Genomic DNA, 20,300 nt, shown 5'->3' on the forward strand with positions numbered 1-20,300 from the left:
CGATGGCATCGATAGGGGACGCGCTTCGCTCCGCCGCGGGCGAGGGGATCATAACGGGTGAGCAGGCCGAGAGGCTCGAGCCCTATCTGACCGGCCGAGGCGCCTGCATCGGCGGCGCAAGCGTTTTGACGGCGGACAACGTCGCCATGGCTGATGCGCTGCAGGCCGAGGAAAGCGAACAGCCTCGCTTCATTCGCGGCTTCCATGATATCCTCATCACCATCGGTATCGTGGTTGCGCTGGTCGGGCTCTGGGGTCTCGGCAGCCTTTTTGCCGTTTTGCCAGCCATTGTCATTCTCGCTGAAATCCTCGTGCGCCGGCAAAGGCTGGCGCTCCCGGCGGTCGTGCTGACCGTGGCACTCATCCAGTGGACGGGTGTGTTTGCCATGATGATGATTGCTGAGTTGGCCCCGGATGTCTTAAGGGACCTCGAACGTGCGCTTTTGGTTTTTCCAATAGGGGCTGTGACGCTCGCGATTTTCTACTGGCGTTATCGGGTGCCGCTCGCGCTCGCAGCTGTGCTTGTGTGTCTTTTCCTGATTGCTGTGAACATCGCTCTTCTACTGATCACCAAGGCGACGGGTGCTTTCTTCGTCTTCGTCGAATATCCAGCTCTCTCCGCATGTGTGCTGCTGATCGGTGCACTTGGCTTATTTGCGGCTGCCATGTCCTACGACATCGCCGATCCCGCGCGAAAAAGCCGGCTGTCGGATGTCGCCTTCTGGCTTCATCTCGCTGCCGCGCCGGCATTGCTCTACGCCATGCTGTCCTTCATTTTCCTGCGCAACATCAACGGCGACTGGTGGGGCGACGCAACGTCTCCTGGCGACGCGGCTGCCGTGCTTGCGATCGTCGTCGTGTTCATGGCGATCGGGCTGATCATCGACCGGCGCGCCTTCGTCACCTCCGGGCTGCTGTCGCTCGGTTTCGCCATCTGGACCATCCTGCAGCGCGGCGGCGCTTCACTCGGCGACTATTTCTCCGTCACGGTTCTCGCCGTCGGCCTCGTCGTGTTGCTCATCGGTATTTTCTGGCAAGCCTTGCGCCGGGCGGTCGTCTCACTCCTGCCCGAGACGATCACGTCCCGCCTGCACCCCATCTATCGCCCCAAGCGCTGAACGGTCACGGAAACTCGATCACCTTGCTTTCGAAGCGGATCACCGGCTGTCCGTTCTGGTTTTCGCCCTCGCACAGAATGGTGTTGACCCGCCAGCCCGGCCGCGATTCCAGGTCCTTGGCGGCAACGAAGGTGACGAAATAGGTGATGGTATCGCCGGCAAAGACGGGGCGCAGCCAGCGCATGTCGCGAAATCCGGGCGAGGGGCCAAGCTTCGGCGCCTCAATCCCCTGTTCCGCTAGCCGCCGGATTTCGTCCATCCAGTAGGGCACGAAACATTTCATCCAACCGGCGCAGGTGTGCCAGCCAGAGGCGCAGAGCCCGCCGAACAGCGAGTTTTTCGCCGTCTCGGCATCGAGGTGAAACGGCTGCGGGTCGAATTTCTCGGCGAAACCGATAATGTCCTCGGCGGTGAAGAGAACCGTGCCGATCGTCTCGCGCGTGCCTTCGGGGTGGAGTTCGGCCAACTTCATGCGCTGTCTCCCGTCGGCCGGCAGCGGATCATGTTGGCATAGTCGCAGATCGCCACCGTCTCGCCCCGCTGGTTGCTTACAACCGCGCGCAGCTTGACGATGCCGATCTCGGGCCGCGAGCGCGACACGCGCGCTTCGACGACGGTGCAGGCGCCCGAGAGGGTGTCGCCTGCCAAGACCGCCTTCTTCCATTCCATGCTGTCGACGCCGGGAGAGCCTTCCGACGCGGTCTCGAAAATATAGCTGTCGCAGAGCATGCGCATCATCATGGCACTGGTGTGCCAGCCGGATGCCGCGTGCCCGCCGAGAATGCTGGCCTTTCCGCCCTCATCCGACAGGTGCATCGGCTGGGGATCGAATTCCGCGGCGAAGGCACTGACCTCTTCGGCCTCTACTGCGACCGGCTTGAACTCGAACCGCCTGCCGGTGGGAAAATCTTCGAAATAAAGCATTCTTTGCGCCCTCCAACCGGCATGTTCTACCATCCCAACCGGTGATGGGAAACCAGCCGGTTGGGATGATCGCCCGCGAGCGATCAGGGCTGGAAGGGCAGGTCCTGGCCGTTGATCTTTACCTTCTTGGTCTCATCCACAACGATGTTCCACATCTGCCTGCCGTCCGGACCTTCCTTGGCGAGGCCCTTGACCATCAGCAACATGAAGGCGGCCTGGCCGAACTGCGGCACGGTCGCGGCGTTCTTCTGCAGGTATTCGACCGTCTTGTCGAAATCCTTGGCGTAGATCGTGATATCGGTGTTCTGCCGCTCCGGCTGGTCGGGATAGACGGTGGTCGTGCCCGACAGGCTGAAATCATAGATCGAGGAGCGGGCCGAGACATCGTCGTAACGGATCGTCATGGCGCCGCCCGGCAGGAAGATGCGGCCGACTTCTGTCGATTGCTCATCCGTCAGCGGCTTGTCCGCGTTGAAATCGGCATGATCGATGAAATAGGTGATGCCGCTGGCAAGATTGATGTTCTCCAGCGAGATGCGGGTGTTCATCGTCTCGGGCAGGGCGGAGACGAAGGCCTCCGGGATCACGCCCGGCGGTACCGATGGCTTGTCGATGGTGATGCCGAAGCCGACCTTCGCCTGGTCGCGCAGGCCATTGGTGTCGATCGTATAACGCAGGGTTTCGGCGCCGAAGGTTCCCGTCGGCGTGCCGACCTTGAGATTGGCGACCTCGATCGATTCCAGCAGCGTCTCGAACATCGGCAGGTTGGCGCGCACCAGTGCCTTCAACTCGACCTGTTCGGTCGCCAGCAGTTCCTTCTTGTCCTTCTCCATCTTGTCGAGCACGAAGAAGACGAGATCCTGCAACGGCTTGTAGCCCAGCCCGTTGAATGCGACATCGACTGTCAGGTTGTCGGCGGAAAGATCGACCTTGACCTTGGCGGGGTCAATGATGGTTTCGGTGAAGCCGTTCATCACCATGTTGGAACGGAGATCGACAGTTTGCGGCGTGGCGCGCTTGGCGTCGAGCGTCGACGTCAGCGCGCCGAAGGTGGCTTCTACAGATTGCAGCGGTGACTTCGACGTCATGGAGGCCTTGTCGGCACTCATTTTCGCCGATTTGAAATAGAGAAGGTCCGGATCGATCGTGCCATCAGCCTTCATGCCATCGATCTTGTAGCTGAAATCCGTCGTCTCTGTACCGACGGTGAATTGACCCTTCAAATCGAGATCCGCCGTCTGGTTGAACTGCCACAGGCCATCATCCATCGGCCGGATCAACGCCAGCCATGGCTGGAGCCCGGAAATGGTGAAGACCTTCGGATCGACATCCTTCAGCAACACGGTTGGATCAAAGGTCAGTTCATAATCCGTCGTGCCCGGACGGACCTTGATCAGTCCGGATTTCGCCAGTTTCTCGGGCAGATATTTGGTGAAGTTCTGTTCGATCTCCTGCGCGCCCTGATGGGTGATTTCCGCCGCCTGTGCGGATTGCGTGACAAGGGCGGTGGACAAAAGCAGGGCGGGAAGCAGGCGCATCCAAAAACTCCTCATTGAATATTGCGGCCAAACATATCGCCGATCGATACGAGGGCAAGCGGCACGTGCAAGAAAGCGGACACGGAAACGCCGCCCAATATGAACGGGCGGCGCCATCGTCTTATTCGAGGTTTGAAGGCCTTCCGTACGGTCGGCACGTCATTCCGTCAGGTGTTGAAGCGGAAGTGGATAACGTCGCCGTCGTTGACCACGTATTCCTTGCCTTCGTCGCGGCCCTTGCCGGCTTCCTTGGCGCCGGTTTCGCCTTTGTAAGCGATGTAGTCGTCATAGCCGATGGTGAAGGCACGGATGAAGCCGCGTTCGAAATCGGTGTGGATGACGCCGGCTGCCTGCGGCGCCTTGGTGCCGCGAACGATCGTCCAGGCGCGGGTTTCCTTGGGGCCGACGGTGAAATAGGTGATGAGGTCGAGCAGGTGGTAGCCGGCGCGGATCAGGCGGTCGAGACCCGCTTCCTCAAGGCCGAGGGCCGAGAGGAATTCCACCGATTCTTCTTCCGGCAACTGTGCGACTTCGGCTTCGATGGCGGCGGAGATGACGACGCATTCGGCGCCCTGTTCCTGGGCCATGGCGGCGACGGCTTTGGTGTGCTCGTTGCCGGTCGAGGCATCGGCTTCCGCGACGTTGCAGACGTATAGGACCGGATGCGAGGTGAGCAGGTTCAGACCCTTGAGGATTTCGATCTCTTCCGGTGCCAGGGTCTTCAGGAGCAGGCGGGCCGGCTTGCCCTCGTTGAGCAGCTTGACCACGGCTTCCATGATCGGCAGTTGCGCCAGCGATTCCTTGTCCTTGCTGCTGGCGCGCTTGCGCGTCTGGTCGACGCGGCGCTCCAGGCTTTCGAGGTCGGCAAGCATCAGCTCGGTCTCGATCGTGTCGGCATCGCCGACGGGGTTGATGCGGCCTTCGACATGGGTGATGTCGTCATCCTCGAAGCAGCGCAGCACGTGTACGACGGCATCGACTTCGCGGATATTGGCGAGGAACTTGTTGCCGAGGCCTTCGCCCTTCGACGCGCCGCGCACCAGGCCGGCAATGTCGACGAACGAGATGCGCGTCGGGATCAGTTCCTTCGACTTGGCGACATCGGCCAGCTTGCGCATGCGCGGATCGGGAACCGCCACTTCGCCGGTGTTCGGCTCGATCGTGCAGAACGGGTAGTTAGCCGCCTGTGCCTGCGCCGTCTTGGTCAGGGCGTTGAAGAGAGTAGACTTGCCGACATTCGGCAGCCCGACGATACCGCATTTGAAACCCATGGCACCTTGTCCATATCTTGAAAGACTGTGCCCTGCCTATGGGGGAAGGGCTCTTCCGGGTCAAGGCCTCGTTATAACCAAGCCAATTGAAAGAAGGCAGAGTTGCCTTACCTTGGCATGGTGGAGATAGCGTGATGGTCAAATTGAAGATTACAACCAAGGGGCAGGTGACCCTCAAAAGGGAAGTGCTTGATCATTTCGGTGCCAAGCCTGGAGATGACATTGAAATTGTCCTATTGCCGAAAGGTGAAGGAAATATCCATGCCATCGGGCGTAAGTTGCCGATCAAAAGTCTGTTTGGCATGTTCGCTTATAAGGCCAAGAGAACTCATTCAATCGACGAGATAAACGATGTGATCGAAGCGGGATGGGCGGGCGAGGTCAAATATTGAAAGTCATCGTCGGTACGAACGTTCTGATCAGAATATTCACACGCGATCACCCTGTTGAAAGTCACAGAGCTGAGGAGTTGTTGCGATCGTCTGAAGCTGTGAAATCAAACCAGACTCTCTGGGAAATGGTATGGGTTTTAAGAAGGGTTTACAAATTCACGGCAGCCGAACTCAAGCAAACAGTCGAATATCTGTCGTATGTGGGGCGAGTTGTTCTTGACCGCTGTGCAGTTGCACATGGTCTTTCTTTCATGAACGCTGGCGGCGATTTTGCCGATGGTATCATCGCGTTCGAGGGGCGCAGGCTTGGTGGCGAGGTTGTCGCGACATTTGACAAACGAACGGCGGCAATCCTGAAAAAGACCGATCAGGCCGTCCTGTTGCTCGCTGCCGATTGATGGTCGTTGCACGTCTTGCCTTGGTACTGATCGCGATGCACAATGTGTTCATTCTCCACTCACCCGCGAAAAGGGTGGATTTCCGATGGCCGAAAGCGACACCAGTCTCAGACCGAAAACCATCACCAAGCCCAAGCTGGAAAGGCCGAAGCTCTACAAGATCATCCTGATCAACGACGATTATACGCCGCGCGAGTTCGTCATCATGGTCCTGAAAGCGGTGTTCCGGATGAGCGAGGAGACCGGCTACCGGATGATGATGACCGCCCATAAGCTCGGCGTCTGCGTCATCCTCGTCTGCGCCAAGGACATTGCCGAAAGCAAGGCCAAGGAGGCGACCGACCTCGGCAGGCTGGCAGGCTTCCCGCTGATGTTCATAACGGAGCCCGAGGAGTAGGGGGCTTGCGTTTCATAAGCCGGCGGGGCGACGGACCTGGAAGCCGGTCTTGTTCTGGACGAAGCCGCAACCCTCGTAGAAGGCAAGCGTCGCCGTATCCGTCTTGCCCGTCAGCAGCATGACCTTGTAGCAGCCGGCGCTCCAGGCGCGGTCGAATGCCTGCCGGATCAAAGCGCCGGCATGGCCACGCTTGCGGTATCGGGCGTCCGTCACGACATTCTCGATCAGCCCATAGGATGCGCCGCCACGCGTCAGGTTGGGAATGACGGCAAGCGTCACGGTGGCGGTGACAGTCTCCAGACAGGCCAAGCAGCACGGTCATGCCGGGCTGTGCCGCAATTGCCGCGAAGCCTGCCGCAGTGGCATCCTCCGGCATGGCCGGATCATCCGGATTGAGCTGCCGGTAGAGGGAAAGAAGTGCGGGAAGGTCGTCTGCCGTCGCAGGGCGGATGCTGAAATCGTCCGGCGGCATCGGTCTATTCGCCCTTGTTGCCGAACAGTTTTTTCAGCATGTCGGCCATCGGACCGGTGGTCGGCAGGATTTTTGGCTGGGCATTGTTGCGGGCCTGGCGGATATGGGATTTCCCGGCCGGTTTCGCTGGCGCCGGTTCCGGTTCGGGCTTGCCGCCGGTGGCGAGCGTCAGTTTGTTGAGGAGTTGCGAGTCCTCGCCCTTTACCAGCATGTCGGCATTGTCGGCAATGGCCTCCAAGAGCGGCTCCAGCCAGACGCGATCGGCCTTTGCGAAATCTCCGAGGACATGGTTGTGCACCTGTTCCTTGGAGCCGGGATGGCCGATGCCGAGGCGCAGGCGGCGGTATTCCCTGCCGCAATGGGCGTCGAGCGACTTGATGCCGTTATGGCCGCCATGGCCGCCGCCGGTCTTGATCCGCGCCTTGCCCTGGATGAGGTCCAACTCGTCGTAGATCGCGACGATATCCTTGGGCTCCAGCTTGTAGAAGCGCATGGCCTCGCCAACGGCTTCGCCGGACAGGTTCATGTAGGTCTGCGGCTTGATCAGGAGCACGCGTTCGCCGCTGATCTCGCCTTCGGAAATCAGCGCCTTGAACTTCTTCGACCAGGGCGCGAACGTATGGCGCCGCTGGATCGCATCGACGGCCATGAAACCGATATTGTGGCGATTGCCGGCATATTGGCTGCCGGGATTACCGAGACCTGCGAAAATCTGCATGGATATATCTCTAACAGTCGGACGACAGCGCCGTGCGTCATATATGACGCATTCAGGTTCGCTGCAGCACTTTACACCGGCTGCATAATTTCATCCTTCAACGATTCCGGTTTAAGGATGAAATTATTCAGTAGGCTGTCTTGCACCGCGTCGGCGGCCGGATGTCAACCACCTGTCGTGTCGAAGACCTATTTTCCGGCCATGTCATACCGCTTGTAAATCTCTGCCTGGCCGCCGTTGGTGATCAGTTTGTCGAGTTCGACCTGCATGGCTGATATCGTCGCGTCGGGGACGGCGAGATTGCAGGCAATACCGGCCCGCGTTCCCTCCAGATTGAGCACCGTTTCGATCGGCTGTCCCTGCCGGCGCAGGCTTCCATGGGTGCGGGTCATGATCATCAGTTCGACCCGGTCGCTCAGAAGCTTCTTCAGCGACAGGTCGAGGCTGGGCGCGCTGTCAAGGCGCGGGAAGCCCTGCTGCTTGGCATAGATTTCCGCCGCGTCGTCCTTGTGCACGCCGATGCTGTAGCGTTTGGCTTCATCCAGTGTCGTCGGATTGAACGGTTTGCCGGCCTTGCGGACCAGGATCATCAGATCGAGCACCAGCGGCTGGACCCATTTGAAGCTGGCCATGCGTTCGGGCAGCAGGCCGGTGGTGAAGACGCAGGTATTGGGGGTGGTGCCCGCCAGCGCGAAGGCGCGGGCCCATGGCTGCATTTCCAGAGTGTAGTCGAGTTTTGCGCCCTGCATCAGCGTTTTGACCTGATCCACCGAAATGCCGACGATGCTGCCGTCTTTGGTGTAACTGAATGGCGGGTATTCTTCGGTCAGAAAGTGCAGGGGCTGGGCTTGGGCTGTACCGCAAAGGGCGAGGAGGAATGTGAATGCCGGATATTTCATGCTGGTCCTTACAGAGCTGTCAAACGAAGGTGGGAAGGCCTCGTCCGAATCCATTTATCATATAATATTATTAATATATTAGTGATGGCGAATATAATTCGCAAGGTTCAGGCGCGCATGTGCCGATGCAGAGATAACCCTATCGGTTCGGTCGCAGCCCGTATTTGACGAACAGCTTGTCCTGGGTGCCATCGGCAATCAGTGCAAACAGCGCGGCCTGCATTCTTGCCATCACGTCATCGGACATGCCGAGATTACAGGCGAAACCATAGAGCTTGCCCTCGAGTACGAGGGCTGATTCCACCGCCGTGCCCTGGTCGCGCATCATTTCGAAGGTCTTTTCCGAGGTCATCATCAGGTCGATGCGGCCGCTCAGCAGCTTCTTCTCGGTCGTTTCCATATCCACGGCGAGATCAATCTTCGGGAAATTGTTTTTTTTCAGAAAGTTGGCGGAAAAGTCCTCGCGCTGGGTGCCGACGGTGAAGCGCTTGGCGTCCTCGACCGATATCGGATTGATGCCGGACCCAGCCTTGCGCACCATCACCATGTGATCGACCAGCAGCGGCTCCACCCATTTGAATCGCTTGTCGCGTTCGTCGTCGTGGCCGGTGGTGAAGAGGCAGGTGGGTGCCTGGTTTTCGACGAGCGACAGAGCGCGCGCCCAGGGAAGGATTTCGAGGGAGTATTCGGCGCCAATACCCTCCATCATCAGTTCGGCCTGCTCGAACGATATGCCCTTGATGACGCCGTTCTCGCTGAAATTATAGGGCGGATATTCCTCCGTCAGCAGTTTCATCGGCTCGGCCTTCACAGAGCCGGAAAACAGGAGAACGAGTGCGAAAGCCAGCTGTCTCATACTCGTTTTCCCCTGGTTCGTCATGCGATGCTGGTCGCCTTTGCTTCAGACTCCATCTCCAGCATCAACAGCATATTTTCGATCGGCATGGGTCTGCTGAAAAGGTAACCCTGGCCGTAGTCGAGGCCGAGCTTGCGCAACAGTTCCCACTGCTCCTTCGTTTCGACGCCTTCGGCAACGACCGTGCAGCCCATCTGGTGCGAGATCGTCCGGATGCCCTTGATCAGCATGCGGCTCTTGCGGCGGATGTCGGCCGTCCCGGTCGTCAGCGACCGGGTGAAGGACTGGTCGACCTTGACGATATCGACCGGGAAGCGGTTGAGGTAGCTCAGCGACGAATAGCCGGTGCCGAAATCGTCGAGCGCGATCCGGCAACCGAATTCGCTCAACTGCTTCAGGACGGCGTGGACATCGGGATTGTCGAGCATCAGCACCGCTTCGGTGATTTCAATGACGATGCGGGCCGGCGCGATGTGGTTTTTCAGCAAAAGCGCCGCGAGCTTGTGGGGCAGGGTGGTCTCGAACTGCAGCGGCGAAAAATTGATGGCGAGATAGGTCGTCTCGGCGCCCTCGAGCTTTGTCAGGCGCGCCAGATGGCCGATCGCCTTTTCAAGCACGCGCTCGCCGATCTGGGCGATCGTTCCGGTTTCCTCGGCAATGCCGATGATCTTGGCGGGCGGCAGGATGCCCTTTTCCGGGTGGTTCAGGCGCATCAATGCCTCGAAGCCCGCGATGCGGCCGTCGCCCAGGCTGACGATCGGCTGCAGATAGGCTTCAAACCAGTCTTCCTTCAGCCCGGCCTCGATGTTTTGTTCCATCTCGTGGCGCTCGCGGGCCGTGTCGAGCATGCTGGTATCGAAGATCTGCATGCCGTTCTTGCCGTCGCGCTTGCGGGCATACATGGCCATGTCGGATTTCAGCAACAGTTCCGCGGCATTGGCGGCATGGTCCGGGTAGAGCGCGATGCCGACGCTGGCGCTGACCGAGAGTTCCGCACCCTCGATCAGGATCGGCTCGCGCAGGCTGGCGCAGATTCGGTCGCCGATCTCGCTTGCCAGGGCTTCCACCTCGGCGGCATTGACCAGAAGCGCGAATTCGTCACCGCCGAGGCGTGACATGGTGTCGTCCGGGCGCAGCGTCGTGCGGATGCGGGCAACGACCTGGCGCAGGACCTCGTCGCCGGCAGCATGGCCGAAATTGTCGTTGATCCATTTGAACCGGTCGAGATCGATGAAGATGCAGGCGAGCTGCATGTCCTGTTCGTCGGCGCTGCGGATCGCATCGTCGAGTGCAGCCTCGAAGCCCTGGCGGTTCAACAGGCCGGTCAGGTGATCGGTGATCGCCTGGGCGTGGTTGCGGCTTTCGGCCTGCTTCAGTTCGGTGACGTCGGTCATGACGGAGAGCGAAAGCGCGCCGCGCTCACCGCTGGTGGCGCTCTTCATTTCGAGAATGAGCACCGTCATCGTCTCGCCGTTCGCCTTGATGAAGGGCACGGTCACTTCACAGATATTGGGGTGATTCGAATTGGCGTTGGTGCGGCGCGCCCGATAGGTCTCGTGCCAATGCTCATCGACGAAATCGGTGAAGGTACGGCCGATGACGGCCTTGCGATCATAGCCGGTCGCGATCAGCCAGTAATCGCTGACGGCAGTGATGCGGTTGGCCGGATCGAGCGAGAACAGCATGGAGGGCGTGAGATTGTAGATGTCGGTGGCGCGGCTGTGCGCCAGCTTCAGCTCCTTCTCTTCCCGTTCCAGCCGGTTTTGCATCTCGTTGAAATTATGAGCGAGGCTGCCCATTTCGTCGTCCGAGGTCCAATCGACATGGTGACGCGAGCCGAGCCGGCGCGTCGCTTCGATCGCCGACGTCAGGCGCATCAGCGGATGGATGATCGTGACCCGGTTGCCGATGATGGCGGCGGCAAAGACGATGCCGATGGCGACGATCAGGATTGCGAAGACGGCAAGCTCGTCCTTGCTGAAACGCGACAGCAAGCCGGGCGAAGAAACCTGGACCTGAAGCGTGCCGACGGCTTTGCGACCGTCCTGCGAATTGTAGAAGATTTCCTTTGTCAGCGTGGTGTGCGGCAGGGTGGGATCGATGGTGATCATCGGCAGCTGAACAGAAATGGAATGCGAACTGTCACTGATCTGAACGGACATAACGTTGACATCGGCGATCAGCGAACGAGCGATCTGCTCGATGCCGTCCGTGTCGAAATCCCACAGCGGCTTGCCGAGCGCCTGCGTGCCAGCCTCCATCAGGATATTGGTATTCTGCAGCCGCTCGCGCGCAACGCGCTCCGTCGACAAAGTCAGAAACAAGGCGATCAGCGGGGCGACAAAAATCAGCATCGCGCCACAAATGATCGCAATAAAACGGTTCTCGACAGAGTGCATCATCGGACGCACCCTGCCGTCTTGCTTGTCTTACGTCTCATTAGGATTCTCGTACACTGAAGCCGAAATAGTCCCCCGCCAACAACTCACCACGAAAATCTTAAATGTTGCTGAAACCGAGAGATGAAAAATTGCGGCAACGATTGTGGCGACCGGTATTCAAGGTTGTCGCAAGACAACAAAAAACCCGCCACACGGTGGTGTGGCGGGCTCTTGATCAAGGCTATGAGGCCAGGATTATTCCGATGCGGGCTCTTCTTCCGTCGTGCCGCCAGCAGGCTGCGCGATGGTCGCGATCGTGAAGTCGCGATCGGCGATGACCGGCTGCGCGTTCTTCGGGAGCTTGATGTTCGAAATGTGGATACCGTCGCCGATCTTCAGGCCGGACAGGTCGGCCGTCAGGAACGCGGGAATGTCGTCGGCCGGAACGACCAGTTCGACTTCGTGGCGAACGATGTTGAGAACGCCGCCGATCTTGATGCCCGGGGACTTTTCTTCGTTGACGAAGTGAACCGGAACTTGAACGGTGACGACGCTGTCCTTCGAAATGCGAAGGAAGTCGACATGCATGGTGAAGTCACGGACCGGATCCAGCTGGTAGTCCTTCGGCAGGACGCGGATCTTCTCGCCGCCAACGTCGATCGTGGCGATGGTGGTCATGAAACCACCGGCGTGAATCTTCTGGGTGACTTCCTTCGTGGAGAGGGCGATGGAAATCGGTGCCTGCTTGTCGCCATAGATGACAGCAGGAATAAGACCGTTGCGGCGAAGTTCACGGGAGGACCCCTTACCAACCCGTTCGCGCGTTTCGGCCTTGAGCTCGTAGGATGCGTTGCTCATGGTCTTAACCTTTCTGGTGTTTTTGGAGAGTTCATCCGGCATTTCCATGCACGGGCTGAACCGAGACCTTTGACAGTCTCATCCGCGTTTGCCTCCAAGGGTGTCTGCGCGGACGCGCGTCCATAACCGGGAACGCGGCAGAATGCAAGCAAAGCCCGCCTTGAAAGAAAATCCATTCGCAGGTGGTCGCGGTTCGCCGATACCTGCCGGGCGTGGTTCCGTCCAGGGAACACGAAAACCGGCCGAAAGCCGCATGTGTGCGGATCAATGCCGTCTTGAACGCGTGAAGCGGGCGAGTGCCAGCATCAGCCCGCCGGCCAGAAGCCCCCAGAAGGCCCCGGATATTCCGGCAAAACCGACGCCGGACGCCGTGACCAGGAATGTGACCGCAGCCGCCTCCCTGTTGTCCTGATCCTTGAACGCCGCCATGGCGGACCCTGCGAAGGCGCCGATCAGCGCGAGGCCCGCGACCGCCTGAATGAGGATGGGTGGGGCAAGGCTGACGAAGGCCGTGACGGTGGCCGCCAACAGCCCGAAGACGATGTAGCAAATGCCCGCGACGACGGCCGACCAATAGCGCCGGGCCGGATCGTGATGCGCATCCTCACCCGCGCACATGGCGGCGGTGATGGCGGCCAGATTGACCGCATGGCCGCCGAAGGGCGCGCTGAGGATTGAGAACAGCCCGGTCGTGGCGAACAGGGGGCCGGGCCGGGGCTCATATCCATTGACCTTGAGCACCGCGATGCCGGGAATGTTCTGCGACGCCATGGTAACGATGAACAGCGGCAAAGCGATGCTGACGAGGCCGGCCAGGGTGAAGCTGGGGATCACCCATTGCGCGTGGGGAACAAGCGTTGCTGAAAGCCGGTTGATGGCATCCGCCGGCATATCGACCCCGAACGCCAGCACCAGAACGAAGGCGAGGAGGGCGGCGGGAACGGCGAACAGCCGATTGATGCTGCCGACGATCACCCAGGCGAGAACGATCGGCAGACCGAGCAACGGGTCGAAGGCAACGGCTTTCACCGGTGCAAAACAGAGCCCGATCAGCACGCCGGCCAGCATGGCATTTGCCAGGGCGGCCGGAATTGCCGCAACAGCCCGGCCCAGCGGTTTCCACAGGCCGGCAACAACGATCAATGCGCCGCAGATCAGGAAGCCTCCGACGGCGGTGTTGAACCCGCCCGCCACGGCGCCGGAACTGGCAAGCAGCGCGGCGCCCGGTGTCGACCAGGCGATGCTGACGGGCAGCCGCGTCGCTACACTCAGCACGATCGCGCCCACGCCCATCGACACCGAAAGCGCCATCAGCCCGGAGGCCGCCTGCGCCTCGGTCGCGCCGACGCCGGTCAGCCCGTGCAGCACGACCGCGAACGAACTGGCGAAGCCGACGAAGGCGGTGAGCACGCCCATGAAGAGGCTCTGGAGCGAGAAGTCACGAAACATTGCGGGAAACCGTGTTGCGAAAGTCGATGATGGAATCTGCCCTATCATATCGTCAGGTTCGTGCAATACCGGGCGCGGGTGCTGCCTGCTGTTGACCGACGAAAACGGTATCGCGCTCGAACGCCGCGGCGCCTCGGGCGAGGACAAGGATTTTCGAGGGCTCGGCCTCTGGTCGGGGACGATCTGGAGCGAGGCGAGCGTCGGCACCAACGGCATCGGCACGCCGATCGCCGACGAGCGGGCGGTGATCATCCAGCGCGATCAGCATTTTCTCAGTTGCAATACGGGCCTCAGTTGCGCCACGGTGCCGATCCGCGACCATCGCGGCAGGGTCACCGCAACGATCGATATATCCACCTGCCGCGACGATCTCGTCCTTGGCGCCACCCGCGCGGCGCGGCTGCGTCTCCATCTCGACGATCGCTGCCGGCGTTCCGGCAGCCGACCTCCTGAAAGAGGCACCCACAGGGCAGGGCGAGGATTTCATCGACGCCGAGCGCGCCGCACTTCGCCGCGTTCTATCACGTGTAAAGGGCCATGTTTCGCTGGCCGCCGATACGCTCGGCATCAGCCGCGCGACGCTCTATCGGAAGATGAAGAAGGCCCAGCATCAGGTCCGGACGAGCCGTGGACCATAAAGGGACGGTTCAGTCGAACAGGCTGGAAACCGATTCTTCCTGGCTGGTGCGGTTGATCGCTTCGCCGATCAGGCTGGCGGTCGTGATGACGCGGATATTGTGCGCCGACTGGACGGCCGTCGTCGGCTGAATCGAGTCGGTGATCACCAGTTCCTTCAGCTTCGAGGAGGTGACGCGGGCAACAGCGCCGCCGGAGAGCACGCCGTGGGTGATATAGGCGGTGACGCTGGTCGCGCCATTCTTCAAGAGCGCCTCGGCTGCGTTGCAGAGCGTGCCGCCGGAATCAACGATGTCATCGATCAGCAGACAGTCCTTGCCGGTGACGTCGCCGATGACGTTCATGACCTCGGATTCACCGGCCCGTTCGCGGCGCTTGTCGACGATCGCCAACTGGCAGTCGAGACGCTTGGCAAGTGCACGGGCGCGGACCACGCCGCCGACATCCGGCGAAACGACCATGACGTTTTCGAGATTGTAGTTTTCCTTGACGTCGCGCGACAGGATGGGCACGGCGTAGAGGTTATCGGTCGGGATATCGAAGAAGCCCTGGATCTGGCCGGCATGAAGATCGAGCGTCAGCACGCGGTCGGCGCCGGCCTCGGTGATCAGGTTGGCGACCAGTTTGGCCGAGATCGGCGTGCGCGGGCCGGCTTTGCGGTCCTGTCGGGCATAGCCGAAATAAGGAATGACGGCAGTGATGCGGCGGGCTGACGAGCGACGTATGGCGTCGATCATGATCAGCAGTTCCATCAGGTGGTCATTAGTCGGAAACGAGGTGGACTGGATGATGAAGACATCCTCGCCGCGCACGTTTTCCTGAATTTCCACGAAGATTTCCTGGTCTGCAAACCGTCTGACGGTCGCTTTGCCCAGGGGCAGGTTGAGATAATTGCAGATCGCTTCGGCAAGATGCCTGTTCGAGTTGCCTGCGAAAACCTTCATAGATGGTCCGCCTGTGCTGGCGCGGTCGTCGTCGCGCAATTCGTAAGCCAAGCCGGGATCTCGATCGCCCCAAGCCTATGCGCGCTTCATAACGCCCTTGACTTTGAATGCAAGGGGATTGCCGCGTTGCAGCGTAGTTTATCCTAAAAAGTTTTTAACGGGCGTGTCGCCGATGCGACGGCGACAGCAAAGTTCCGGTCAATGGGGAAGCATGATCCGGTCAGCCGGCGTTGCCGTCGCGCCAGCCGAGATAGGCATTGATGGTCTTGGTGGCAATGCCTTGCATGATCTGCGGCGGGACAGCCGACCAGAGATCCGCCGCCGAGCCTTCCACCACATCCTGCCCCTGGATCCGGTGAAGCCGGTTGCCGGAATTGTCCAGCACGTCCCAGACATAGATCACCGTCGTCCTGTTGCCGTCCTTGAAGGCCGAGAAATAGCCCTTGAGGATATGCCGGCTCGACGGATCCGATCCACTCTTGATCGTCAACCCGTGCGAGCGGGCTTCCGAGCCGAGCTGTTTCGACAGCGGCGTCACCGCCCCGACCGGCGCGCCGATAATCGGCAGGAAGCGGATCGAGCCCGTTGCGGCTGCCGGTGCGATCGACGCGGACTTCCGCGGCTGCTGCGCCGGTTCTTCGACCCGTGTCGTCTGCTCTGCGATGCGTTGCGGTTCAGTGGACGGCTCGACGCGAGAGGCATCGTCGAGCGATGCGGTGTCTTGCGGCTCGACGATCGGCATGGTTCGGGTCACTTGCCGTTCCTGCGCCGGGATTTCACCCTGCTGCAAGCGTCCGGCCTGCGCATCGAGCGATCCGGCCGGATCCGTGTAGTCGCTGTCGCCCTGGGCAAGCACAGTGCCTGTCGGACCTTCGTTGAAACCCTGTTGCTGCACGGACGAGGCAAGCGCGCTGCTTTGCACCGGCGTCGTTGCCTGCGGTGTTGTATAGGCCGTTTGCTGCGACATGGCGTCGAGGTCTTGCTGGTTGATCGGCGGGGAAACGAACGTGCCGCCGCCGACATCGACCTGCGGTGTCAGCGCATCCATGCTGTTGCAGCCCGAAAGAGCCGCAACCATTCCAAGGCCCGCAAAAAGCGCAGTCAGCTTGTGCATTGTTCTACCGTCCGGTTTCCTCGGTGACAGAGTGCCTGAAGGCCCCCACCTTCGTCTGTCGATCAGAAACACGATAGATCAAGTTTCCTAAGCAGATATGAAGTCCAACCCATACCGCGACAGCGCTTTCGGAGCGTTGTCGGTGGTCAGGTAGGTCTGGCCGAGCGTCATCGCCGTGCCGCTGTCGCTGTCCATGATGATCATATGTACGAACAGCGACATGTCGGGCAGGATGTCCTGCGGATTGCCGACGTGGAACATCTGCTGCTCCATCCAGGATGGCGAGAAGCGGGCGCCGAGCGAGTAGCCGCAGGCATTCAGCCGGTGACGGGTTAGCCCGCGTTCGTCCATGATCTTGGAATGGATATCGAACACGGTGCCGAACGTATTGCCGGGCCGCAGCACCATCTCGATCGCCTGGATGGTTTCACGGCAGGCGCTGTAGAGTTCGCGGTGGCGGTTGGACGGTTCGCCGATCACGACCGTCCGCATCATCGCCGCATGGTAGTGGGCGCTGACACCGGCCCATTCCAGCGTCAGCTGGTCCTGCGCCTCCAGCGTCCGGCGGCCGGCCTTGTAGCGGCACAGCAGCGCGTCGGCGCCCGAGCCGATGATGAATTCGTTGGCCGGATAGTCGCCGCCACCGGCAAAGACGGCGCCCTGCATGGCGGCGAGGATGGCGGCTTCGCTGCCGCCGGCATGGATCAGCGGGATCGCCGCATCCAGCGCGTCATCAGCAAGGCTCGCCGCCTTCTCGACATGGGCGATTTCCGCCGGGCTCTTGATCAGCCGCAGGCGACCGACCAGCAGCGATGCATCGACGATCTCGCCGAAGCTCATCAACTGGTTGTCGAGCAGGCGGGCGATGCGTCCGGTCATGCCATGGGTGTCGTATTCGACGCCGATGCGGGTGCCGAGCAGATCGAGTTCGCTGAGCAGGTTCTTGAGGTCCATCGTCGGATCGGCGTTGACGCGGTCCACCCAGACCTCGACGCGCTCGATATTCGACGTGTGCTTCGCCTGCCGGAGATCGGCCGAGCGGGTCAGCAACACCATCGACCCATCCGCCTTCACCACCAGAGTCTGGAAGAAGCAATAGCCGAACGTGTCGTAGCCGGTCAGCCAGTACATGCTTTCCTGGGCGAAAAGCAGCATGGCGCCGAGTTTCTCTTCCTTCATCCTGGCGGTCAGGCGCTCGAGCCGTGCTGCGTATTCGTCCTGCGTGAAGTGCAGTGCCATGTCATGCCTCCCGAATGGAAATTGCAGAAATCTGCCGGCCGTAATCCGGCTCGCTGCGATGGGTCGTGCGACGATAGGAGAAGAAGCGATCCTCGTCCGCATAGGTGCAAATGTCGAGATTTTCCGCCGTCACGCCGGCATCGGTGAGCCGCTTGGTCGTCAAACCCGGCAAGTCGAACATGGCGTGACCTTCTCGCTCGGACGGTGTGAAGAAAACGGCGTAGGCCGGATCCTTCTCCAGGAACCGTTCGAGGAACTCGGCGCCGACCTCGTAGTTCCGCCGGCTGATCGATGGGCCGAGGCAGGCAACGATGCGTTCGCGTGCAGCCCCCAGCGAAACCATGGCGTCGACCGTGTTTTCGAGCACGCCGGTCAGCGCGCCCTTCCAGCCAGCATGGGCCGCGCCGATCACGCCGGCCTCCGCATCGGCGAAAAGCACCGGACCGCAATCGGCCGAGAGCACGCCGAGCACGAGGCCGGGCGTCGCGGTTACCAGCGCATCGGCCTGCGGTCGGGCGCCGTCATAGCTCACATCGACGATGACGGTGTCGGGCGAATGGATCTGGTGGAGGGTCGCGAGCCTGTCCGTATCCGTGCCGAACCAGGCGCTGACCCGGGCGCGGTTCTCCTCGACATGCGCGCGCGCGTCATTCGAGCCGAGGCCGACATTCAGGCTGCGATAAAGACCTTCCGAGACGCCACCTTCGCGGGTGAAATAGCCATGCCGGATGCGGCTTCCAACTTTTTCCGTGAGAAGCGGGCTTTGGACAGGCGAGGGCAAGGCATCATCCTTCATCGGTTGTTTTGCCCTTTCGACATGCTGCGATGCAGTGGTTTTTCGGGCGTTTGATTTTTGTCAGCCCCGAGTGATTTGGCCGGATGTTGGCCTTCACGACCGCCGCTGTCAATCCACCGAAACGACCGTCGATGTCGCGCCCCGGTGTCGCGGGCAGCCTATTTCTGGAAGGGGATCAGTGCGACATCGGGGCTGCTGGCGGCGAGAACCTTGAACAATTCGCCCATTTTCCCGACGCCTGCGCCCGCCAGTCTTTCGGCGTCCGCCCGGATGTTTTCCTGAGTTTCCGCGTCCTTGTCGTGGCCGAGTGCCGATGCCCGTTCCGCCAGCCCGAGGGCGAGAAGGAAATCGCCCTGATAGGTCAGGCCGTTGATCTGCAGGCCCTCGGTCACGGCGCGGCGTGCCAGCTGTTCGAAATCGACATGGCTTGTGATGTCGGCTTCGCCGGGATGTTTCAGCGGTGGGTCGAACTCATGCTCACGCACCGCCTGCAACGTATCGCCGAGCCCGGTCACCATGTGGCCGTAGTCGATGATCAGGCCGGTTCCGCCGTTGGTGCGGATACGGCTCGCCAGGGCTGCCATGACGGCATCGCGGGCGGGGGCGATCTCGAAGATACCGCCGAGCGGCGCCGTCTGAGCCGAAGACGGCAGGAGCACCGGATCGATGCCGGCAACGCCAGCCGCGAACATCAGCTCGTCATTGGCGTCGAGACCGACGAGGCGCTCCTTGAAGCCCTGTGCCGTCATGACGAACTGGCGGATCGGAATGGCGTCGAACAGTTCGTTGGCGACGAGAAGCAGGAACCCGTCCGGCAATGTATCGAAACTGTCGTGCCAGTTCAGCTTGAACTTGTGGGCGACCAGCGTCTGCTGCTGCGCCTTCTGCAGCCGCTCGCTGGTTTCCACCAAATGCACGCTGGCTGCGTCATAGAGGGCCGGGGAAAGCTTGCGGATCACCCGCAGGATATCGGACATCATCGTGCCGCGACCGGGGCCGATCTCGGCGATGACGACGGGGCTCGGTTCGCCATGCCGCTGCCAGGCCTGAACGAGGAAGATGCCGATCATTTCGCCGAACAGCTGGCTGATTTCCGGCGCGGTGATGAAGTCGCCGGACCGTCCGAACGGTTCGCGGGTCTTGTAGTAGCCGTATTCCGGATCGGCGAGGCACAGCGAAAAATAATCGGTCACGCTGATGGGACCGTTGGCCAGGATGATGGACTTGATCTTTTCGCCCAGCGGGGTTGTCATGAAGCCCCCTTCAGGCCGTAGCGGGCGCGGCGCGGCGAGCCCGCATCACAGCCCAGAGACCGATGATAACCATCGGCAGCGACAGCAGCATACCCATCGTCAGCCAGCCGCCGAAGAGGTAGCCGAGCTGCGCGTCCGGCTCCCGGAAGAATTCGACGACGATGCGCGACAGGCCGTAACCGGTGACGAAGATGCCACAGACGAGGCCCGGGATTTTCAGGGCGTGGCGCCGGTAGATCATCACAGCCAGCACAGTCAGCAACAGCAGGCCTTCGAGCGCGGCTTCGTAAAGCTGGCTCGGATGGCGGGGGCCGGTTCCCGCGAGGCAGCCGTTCGCAGCCATCAGGTAGGTGTTGCAAAAGACGACGCTCCACGGAGCGCTTGTCGGTGCTCCCCACAACTCACCATTGATGAAATTGGCGATGCGGCCGAAGAAAAGACCGATCGGCACGACGGCAGAAACGATGTCGAACAGGCTCCAGACCGGGATCTTGTGGCGGCGGGCGAACAGGATCATGGCGATCATGGTGCCGATCAGGCCGCCGTGGAAGGACATGCCGCCGTTCCAGATTTCCAGCGCCCGGATGGGATTGGCGAGCACGCTGCCGAGATCGTAGAACAGGATATAGCCGATGCGCCCGCCCAGG

20 protein-coding genes and 2 pseudogenes are annotated in these 20,300 nt (G+C 60.8%); 5 read left to right on the forward strand and 17 right to left on the reverse strand.

Annotated features, from left to right (window positions below; translation table 11 throughout):
- Positions 1-2 precede the first annotated feature (2 nt).
- Positions 3-1,118: a hypothetical protein gene (locus VL202_RS16300; RefSeq protein ID WP_325465137.1), complete on the forward strand. Its 1,116-nt coding sequence runs from the start codon at positions 3-5 to the stop codon at positions 1,116-1,118.
- A gap of 4 nt (positions 1,119-1,122) precedes the next feature.
- Here VL202_RS16300 and VL202_RS16305 read toward each other — a convergent pair whose 3' ends face one another.
- The 4 genes from VL202_RS16305 to ychF form a co-directional block, all read right to left on the reverse strand.
- The gene (locus tag VL202_RS16305; RefSeq protein ID WP_325465138.1) at positions 1,123-1,590 is read right to left on the reverse strand and encodes a MaoC family dehydratase; all 468 of its coding nucleotides are present in this window, start codon (positions 1,588-1,590) and stop codon (positions 1,123-1,125) included.
- Positions 1,587-2,042 (reverse strand): MaoC family dehydratase, encoded by a 456-nt coding sequence (locus VL202_RS16310; RefSeq protein WP_325465139.1) that lies wholly within the window; start codon positions 2,040-2,042, stop codon positions 1,587-1,589. Before VL202_RS16310 ends, VL202_RS16305 begins: the two co-directional genes overlap by 4 nt.
- Before the next feature lie 83 nt (positions 2,043-2,125).
- A complete protein-coding gene (locus VL202_RS16315) occupies positions 2,126-3,580 on the reverse strand; it encodes a hypothetical protein (protein WP_325465140.1) in 1,455 nt (484 codons plus the stop codon).
- 167 nt (positions 3,581-3,747) lie between these two features.
- The gene (gene ychF / locus VL202_RS16320; RefSeq protein ID WP_325465141.1) at positions 3,748-4,851 is read right to left on the reverse strand and encodes a redox-regulated ATPase YchF; all 1,104 of its coding nucleotides are present in this window, start codon (positions 4,849-4,851) and stop codon (positions 3,748-3,750) included.
- A gap of 134 nt (positions 4,852-4,985) precedes the next feature.
- Between ychF and VL202_RS16325 the strand changes: the two genes are divergently transcribed.
- The 3 genes from VL202_RS16325 to clpS all read left to right on the forward strand — a co-directional run bounded on the left by VL202_RS16325 (position 4,986) and on the right by clpS (position 6,038).
- Positions 4,986-5,243, forward strand: coding sequence for an AbrB/MazE/SpoVT family DNA-binding domain-containing protein (locus VL202_RS16325; protein ID WP_325465142.1), 258 nt, complete (start codon positions 4,986-4,988; stop codon positions 5,241-5,243).
- Positions 5,240-5,641 carry a type II toxin-antitoxin system VapC family toxin gene (locus VL202_RS16330; RefSeq protein ID WP_325465143.1) on the forward strand — a complete coding sequence of 134 codons (402 nt, stop codon included), beginning with the start codon at positions 5,240-5,242 and terminating at the stop codon, positions 5,639-5,641. Before VL202_RS16325 ends, VL202_RS16330 begins: the two co-directional genes overlap by 4 nt.
- An 85-nt stretch (positions 5,642-5,726) precedes the next feature.
- Entirely contained in the window at positions 5,727-6,038 is a 312-nt protein-coding gene (gene clpS / locus VL202_RS16335; RefSeq protein ID WP_325465144.1) for an ATP-dependent Clp protease adapter ClpS, read from the forward strand.
- Between the two features lie 12 nt (positions 6,039-6,050).
- Here clpS and VL202_RS16340 read toward each other — a convergent pair.
- The 7 genes and pseudogenes from VL202_RS16340 to VL202_RS16370 all read right to left on the reverse strand — a co-directional run bounded on the left by VL202_RS16340 (position 6,051) and on the right by VL202_RS16370 (position 13,638).
- Positions 6,051-6,510: pseudogene (locus tag VL202_RS16340) on the reverse strand (GNAT family N-acetyltransferase).
- Between the two features lie 4 nt (positions 6,511-6,514).
- Positions 6,515-7,228 (reverse strand): aminoacyl-tRNA hydrolase, encoded by a 714-nt coding sequence (pth, locus tag VL202_RS16345; protein WP_325465145.1) that lies wholly within the window; start codon positions 7,226-7,228, stop codon positions 6,515-6,517.
- Between the two features lie 188 nt (positions 7,229-7,416).
- On the reverse strand, positions 7,417-8,127 hold the full coding sequence (locus VL202_RS16350; protein WP_325465146.1) for a substrate-binding periplasmic protein: 711 nt from the start codon (positions 8,125-8,127) through the stop codon (positions 7,417-7,419).
- Positions 8,128-8,266: 139 nt separating this feature from the next.
- Positions 8,267-8,983, reverse strand: coding sequence for a substrate-binding periplasmic protein (locus tag VL202_RS16355; RefSeq protein WP_325465147.1), 717 nt, complete (start codon positions 8,981-8,983; stop codon positions 8,267-8,269).
- 20 nt (positions 8,984-9,003) lie between these two features.
- On the reverse strand, positions 9,004-11,385 hold the full coding sequence (locus VL202_RS16360) for an EAL domain-containing protein (RefSeq protein ID WP_325465148.1): 2,382 nt from the start codon (positions 11,383-11,385) through the stop codon (positions 9,004-9,006).
- A 234-nt stretch (positions 11,386-11,619) separates the two neighbouring features.
- Entirely contained in the window at positions 11,620-12,222 is a 603-nt protein-coding gene (locus VL202_RS16365; RefSeq protein WP_325465149.1) for a 50S ribosomal protein L25/general stress protein Ctc, read from the reverse strand.
- A 264-nt stretch (positions 12,223-12,486) separates the two neighbouring features.
- Positions 12,487-13,638 (reverse strand): benzoate/H(+) symporter BenE family transporter, encoded by a 1,152-nt coding sequence (locus VL202_RS16370; protein ID WP_414692879.1) that lies wholly within the window; start codon positions 13,636-13,638, stop codon positions 12,487-12,489.
- Between VL202_RS16370 and VL202_RS16375 the strand changes: the two are divergent.
- Positions 13,532-14,309 (forward strand): annotated as a pseudogene (locus tag VL202_RS16375) (helix-turn-helix domain-containing protein). The gene VL202_RS16370 and the pseudogene VL202_RS16375 sit on opposite strands and share 107 nt — an antisense overlap.
- Positions 14,310-14,318: 9 nt before the next feature.
- On the opposite strand, the gene VL202_RS16380 reads toward VL202_RS16375, so the two are convergent.
- From VL202_RS16380 to lgt, 6 genes are all read right to left on the reverse strand, one after another.
- Positions 14,319-15,251, reverse strand: coding sequence for a ribose-phosphate pyrophosphokinase (locus VL202_RS16380; RefSeq protein ID WP_325465151.1), 933 nt, complete (start codon positions 15,249-15,251; stop codon positions 14,319-14,321).
- Between the two features lie 220 nt (positions 15,252-15,471).
- Positions 15,472-16,365 carry a hypothetical protein gene (locus VL202_RS16385; RefSeq protein WP_325465152.1) on the reverse strand — a complete coding sequence of 298 codons (894 nt, stop codon included), beginning with the start codon at positions 16,363-16,365 and terminating at the stop codon, positions 15,472-15,474.
- A gap of 87 nt (positions 16,366-16,452) precedes the next feature.
- Positions 16,453-17,604 (reverse strand): Xaa-Pro peptidase family protein, encoded by a 1,152-nt coding sequence (locus VL202_RS16390; RefSeq protein ID WP_325465153.1) that lies wholly within the window; start codon positions 17,602-17,604, stop codon positions 16,453-16,455.
- Position 17,605: 1 nt separating this feature from the next.
- Positions 17,606-18,400: a peptidoglycan editing factor PgeF gene (gene pgeF, locus VL202_RS16395; RefSeq protein ID WP_325465154.1), complete on the reverse strand. Its 795-nt coding sequence runs from the start codon at positions 18,398-18,400 to the stop codon at positions 17,606-17,608.
- 158 nt (positions 18,401-18,558) lie between these two features.
- Positions 18,559-19,653: a class I SAM-dependent methyltransferase gene (locus VL202_RS16400; RefSeq protein WP_325465155.1), complete on the reverse strand. Its 1,095-nt coding sequence runs from the start codon at positions 19,651-19,653 to the stop codon at positions 18,559-18,561.
- 10 nt (positions 19,654-19,663) lie between these two features.
- Positions 19,664-20,300, reverse strand: a 637-nt coding sequence (gene lgt, locus VL202_RS16405; RefSeq protein ID WP_325465156.1) for a prolipoprotein diacylglyceryl transferase, incomplete at its 5' end; no start/stop codon positions are given.

The sequence above is a fragment of the Pararhizobium sp. genome (assembly GCF_035497515.1).
GTDB lineage: Bacteria > Pseudomonadota > Alphaproteobacteria > Rhizobiales > Rhizobiaceae > Pararhizobium.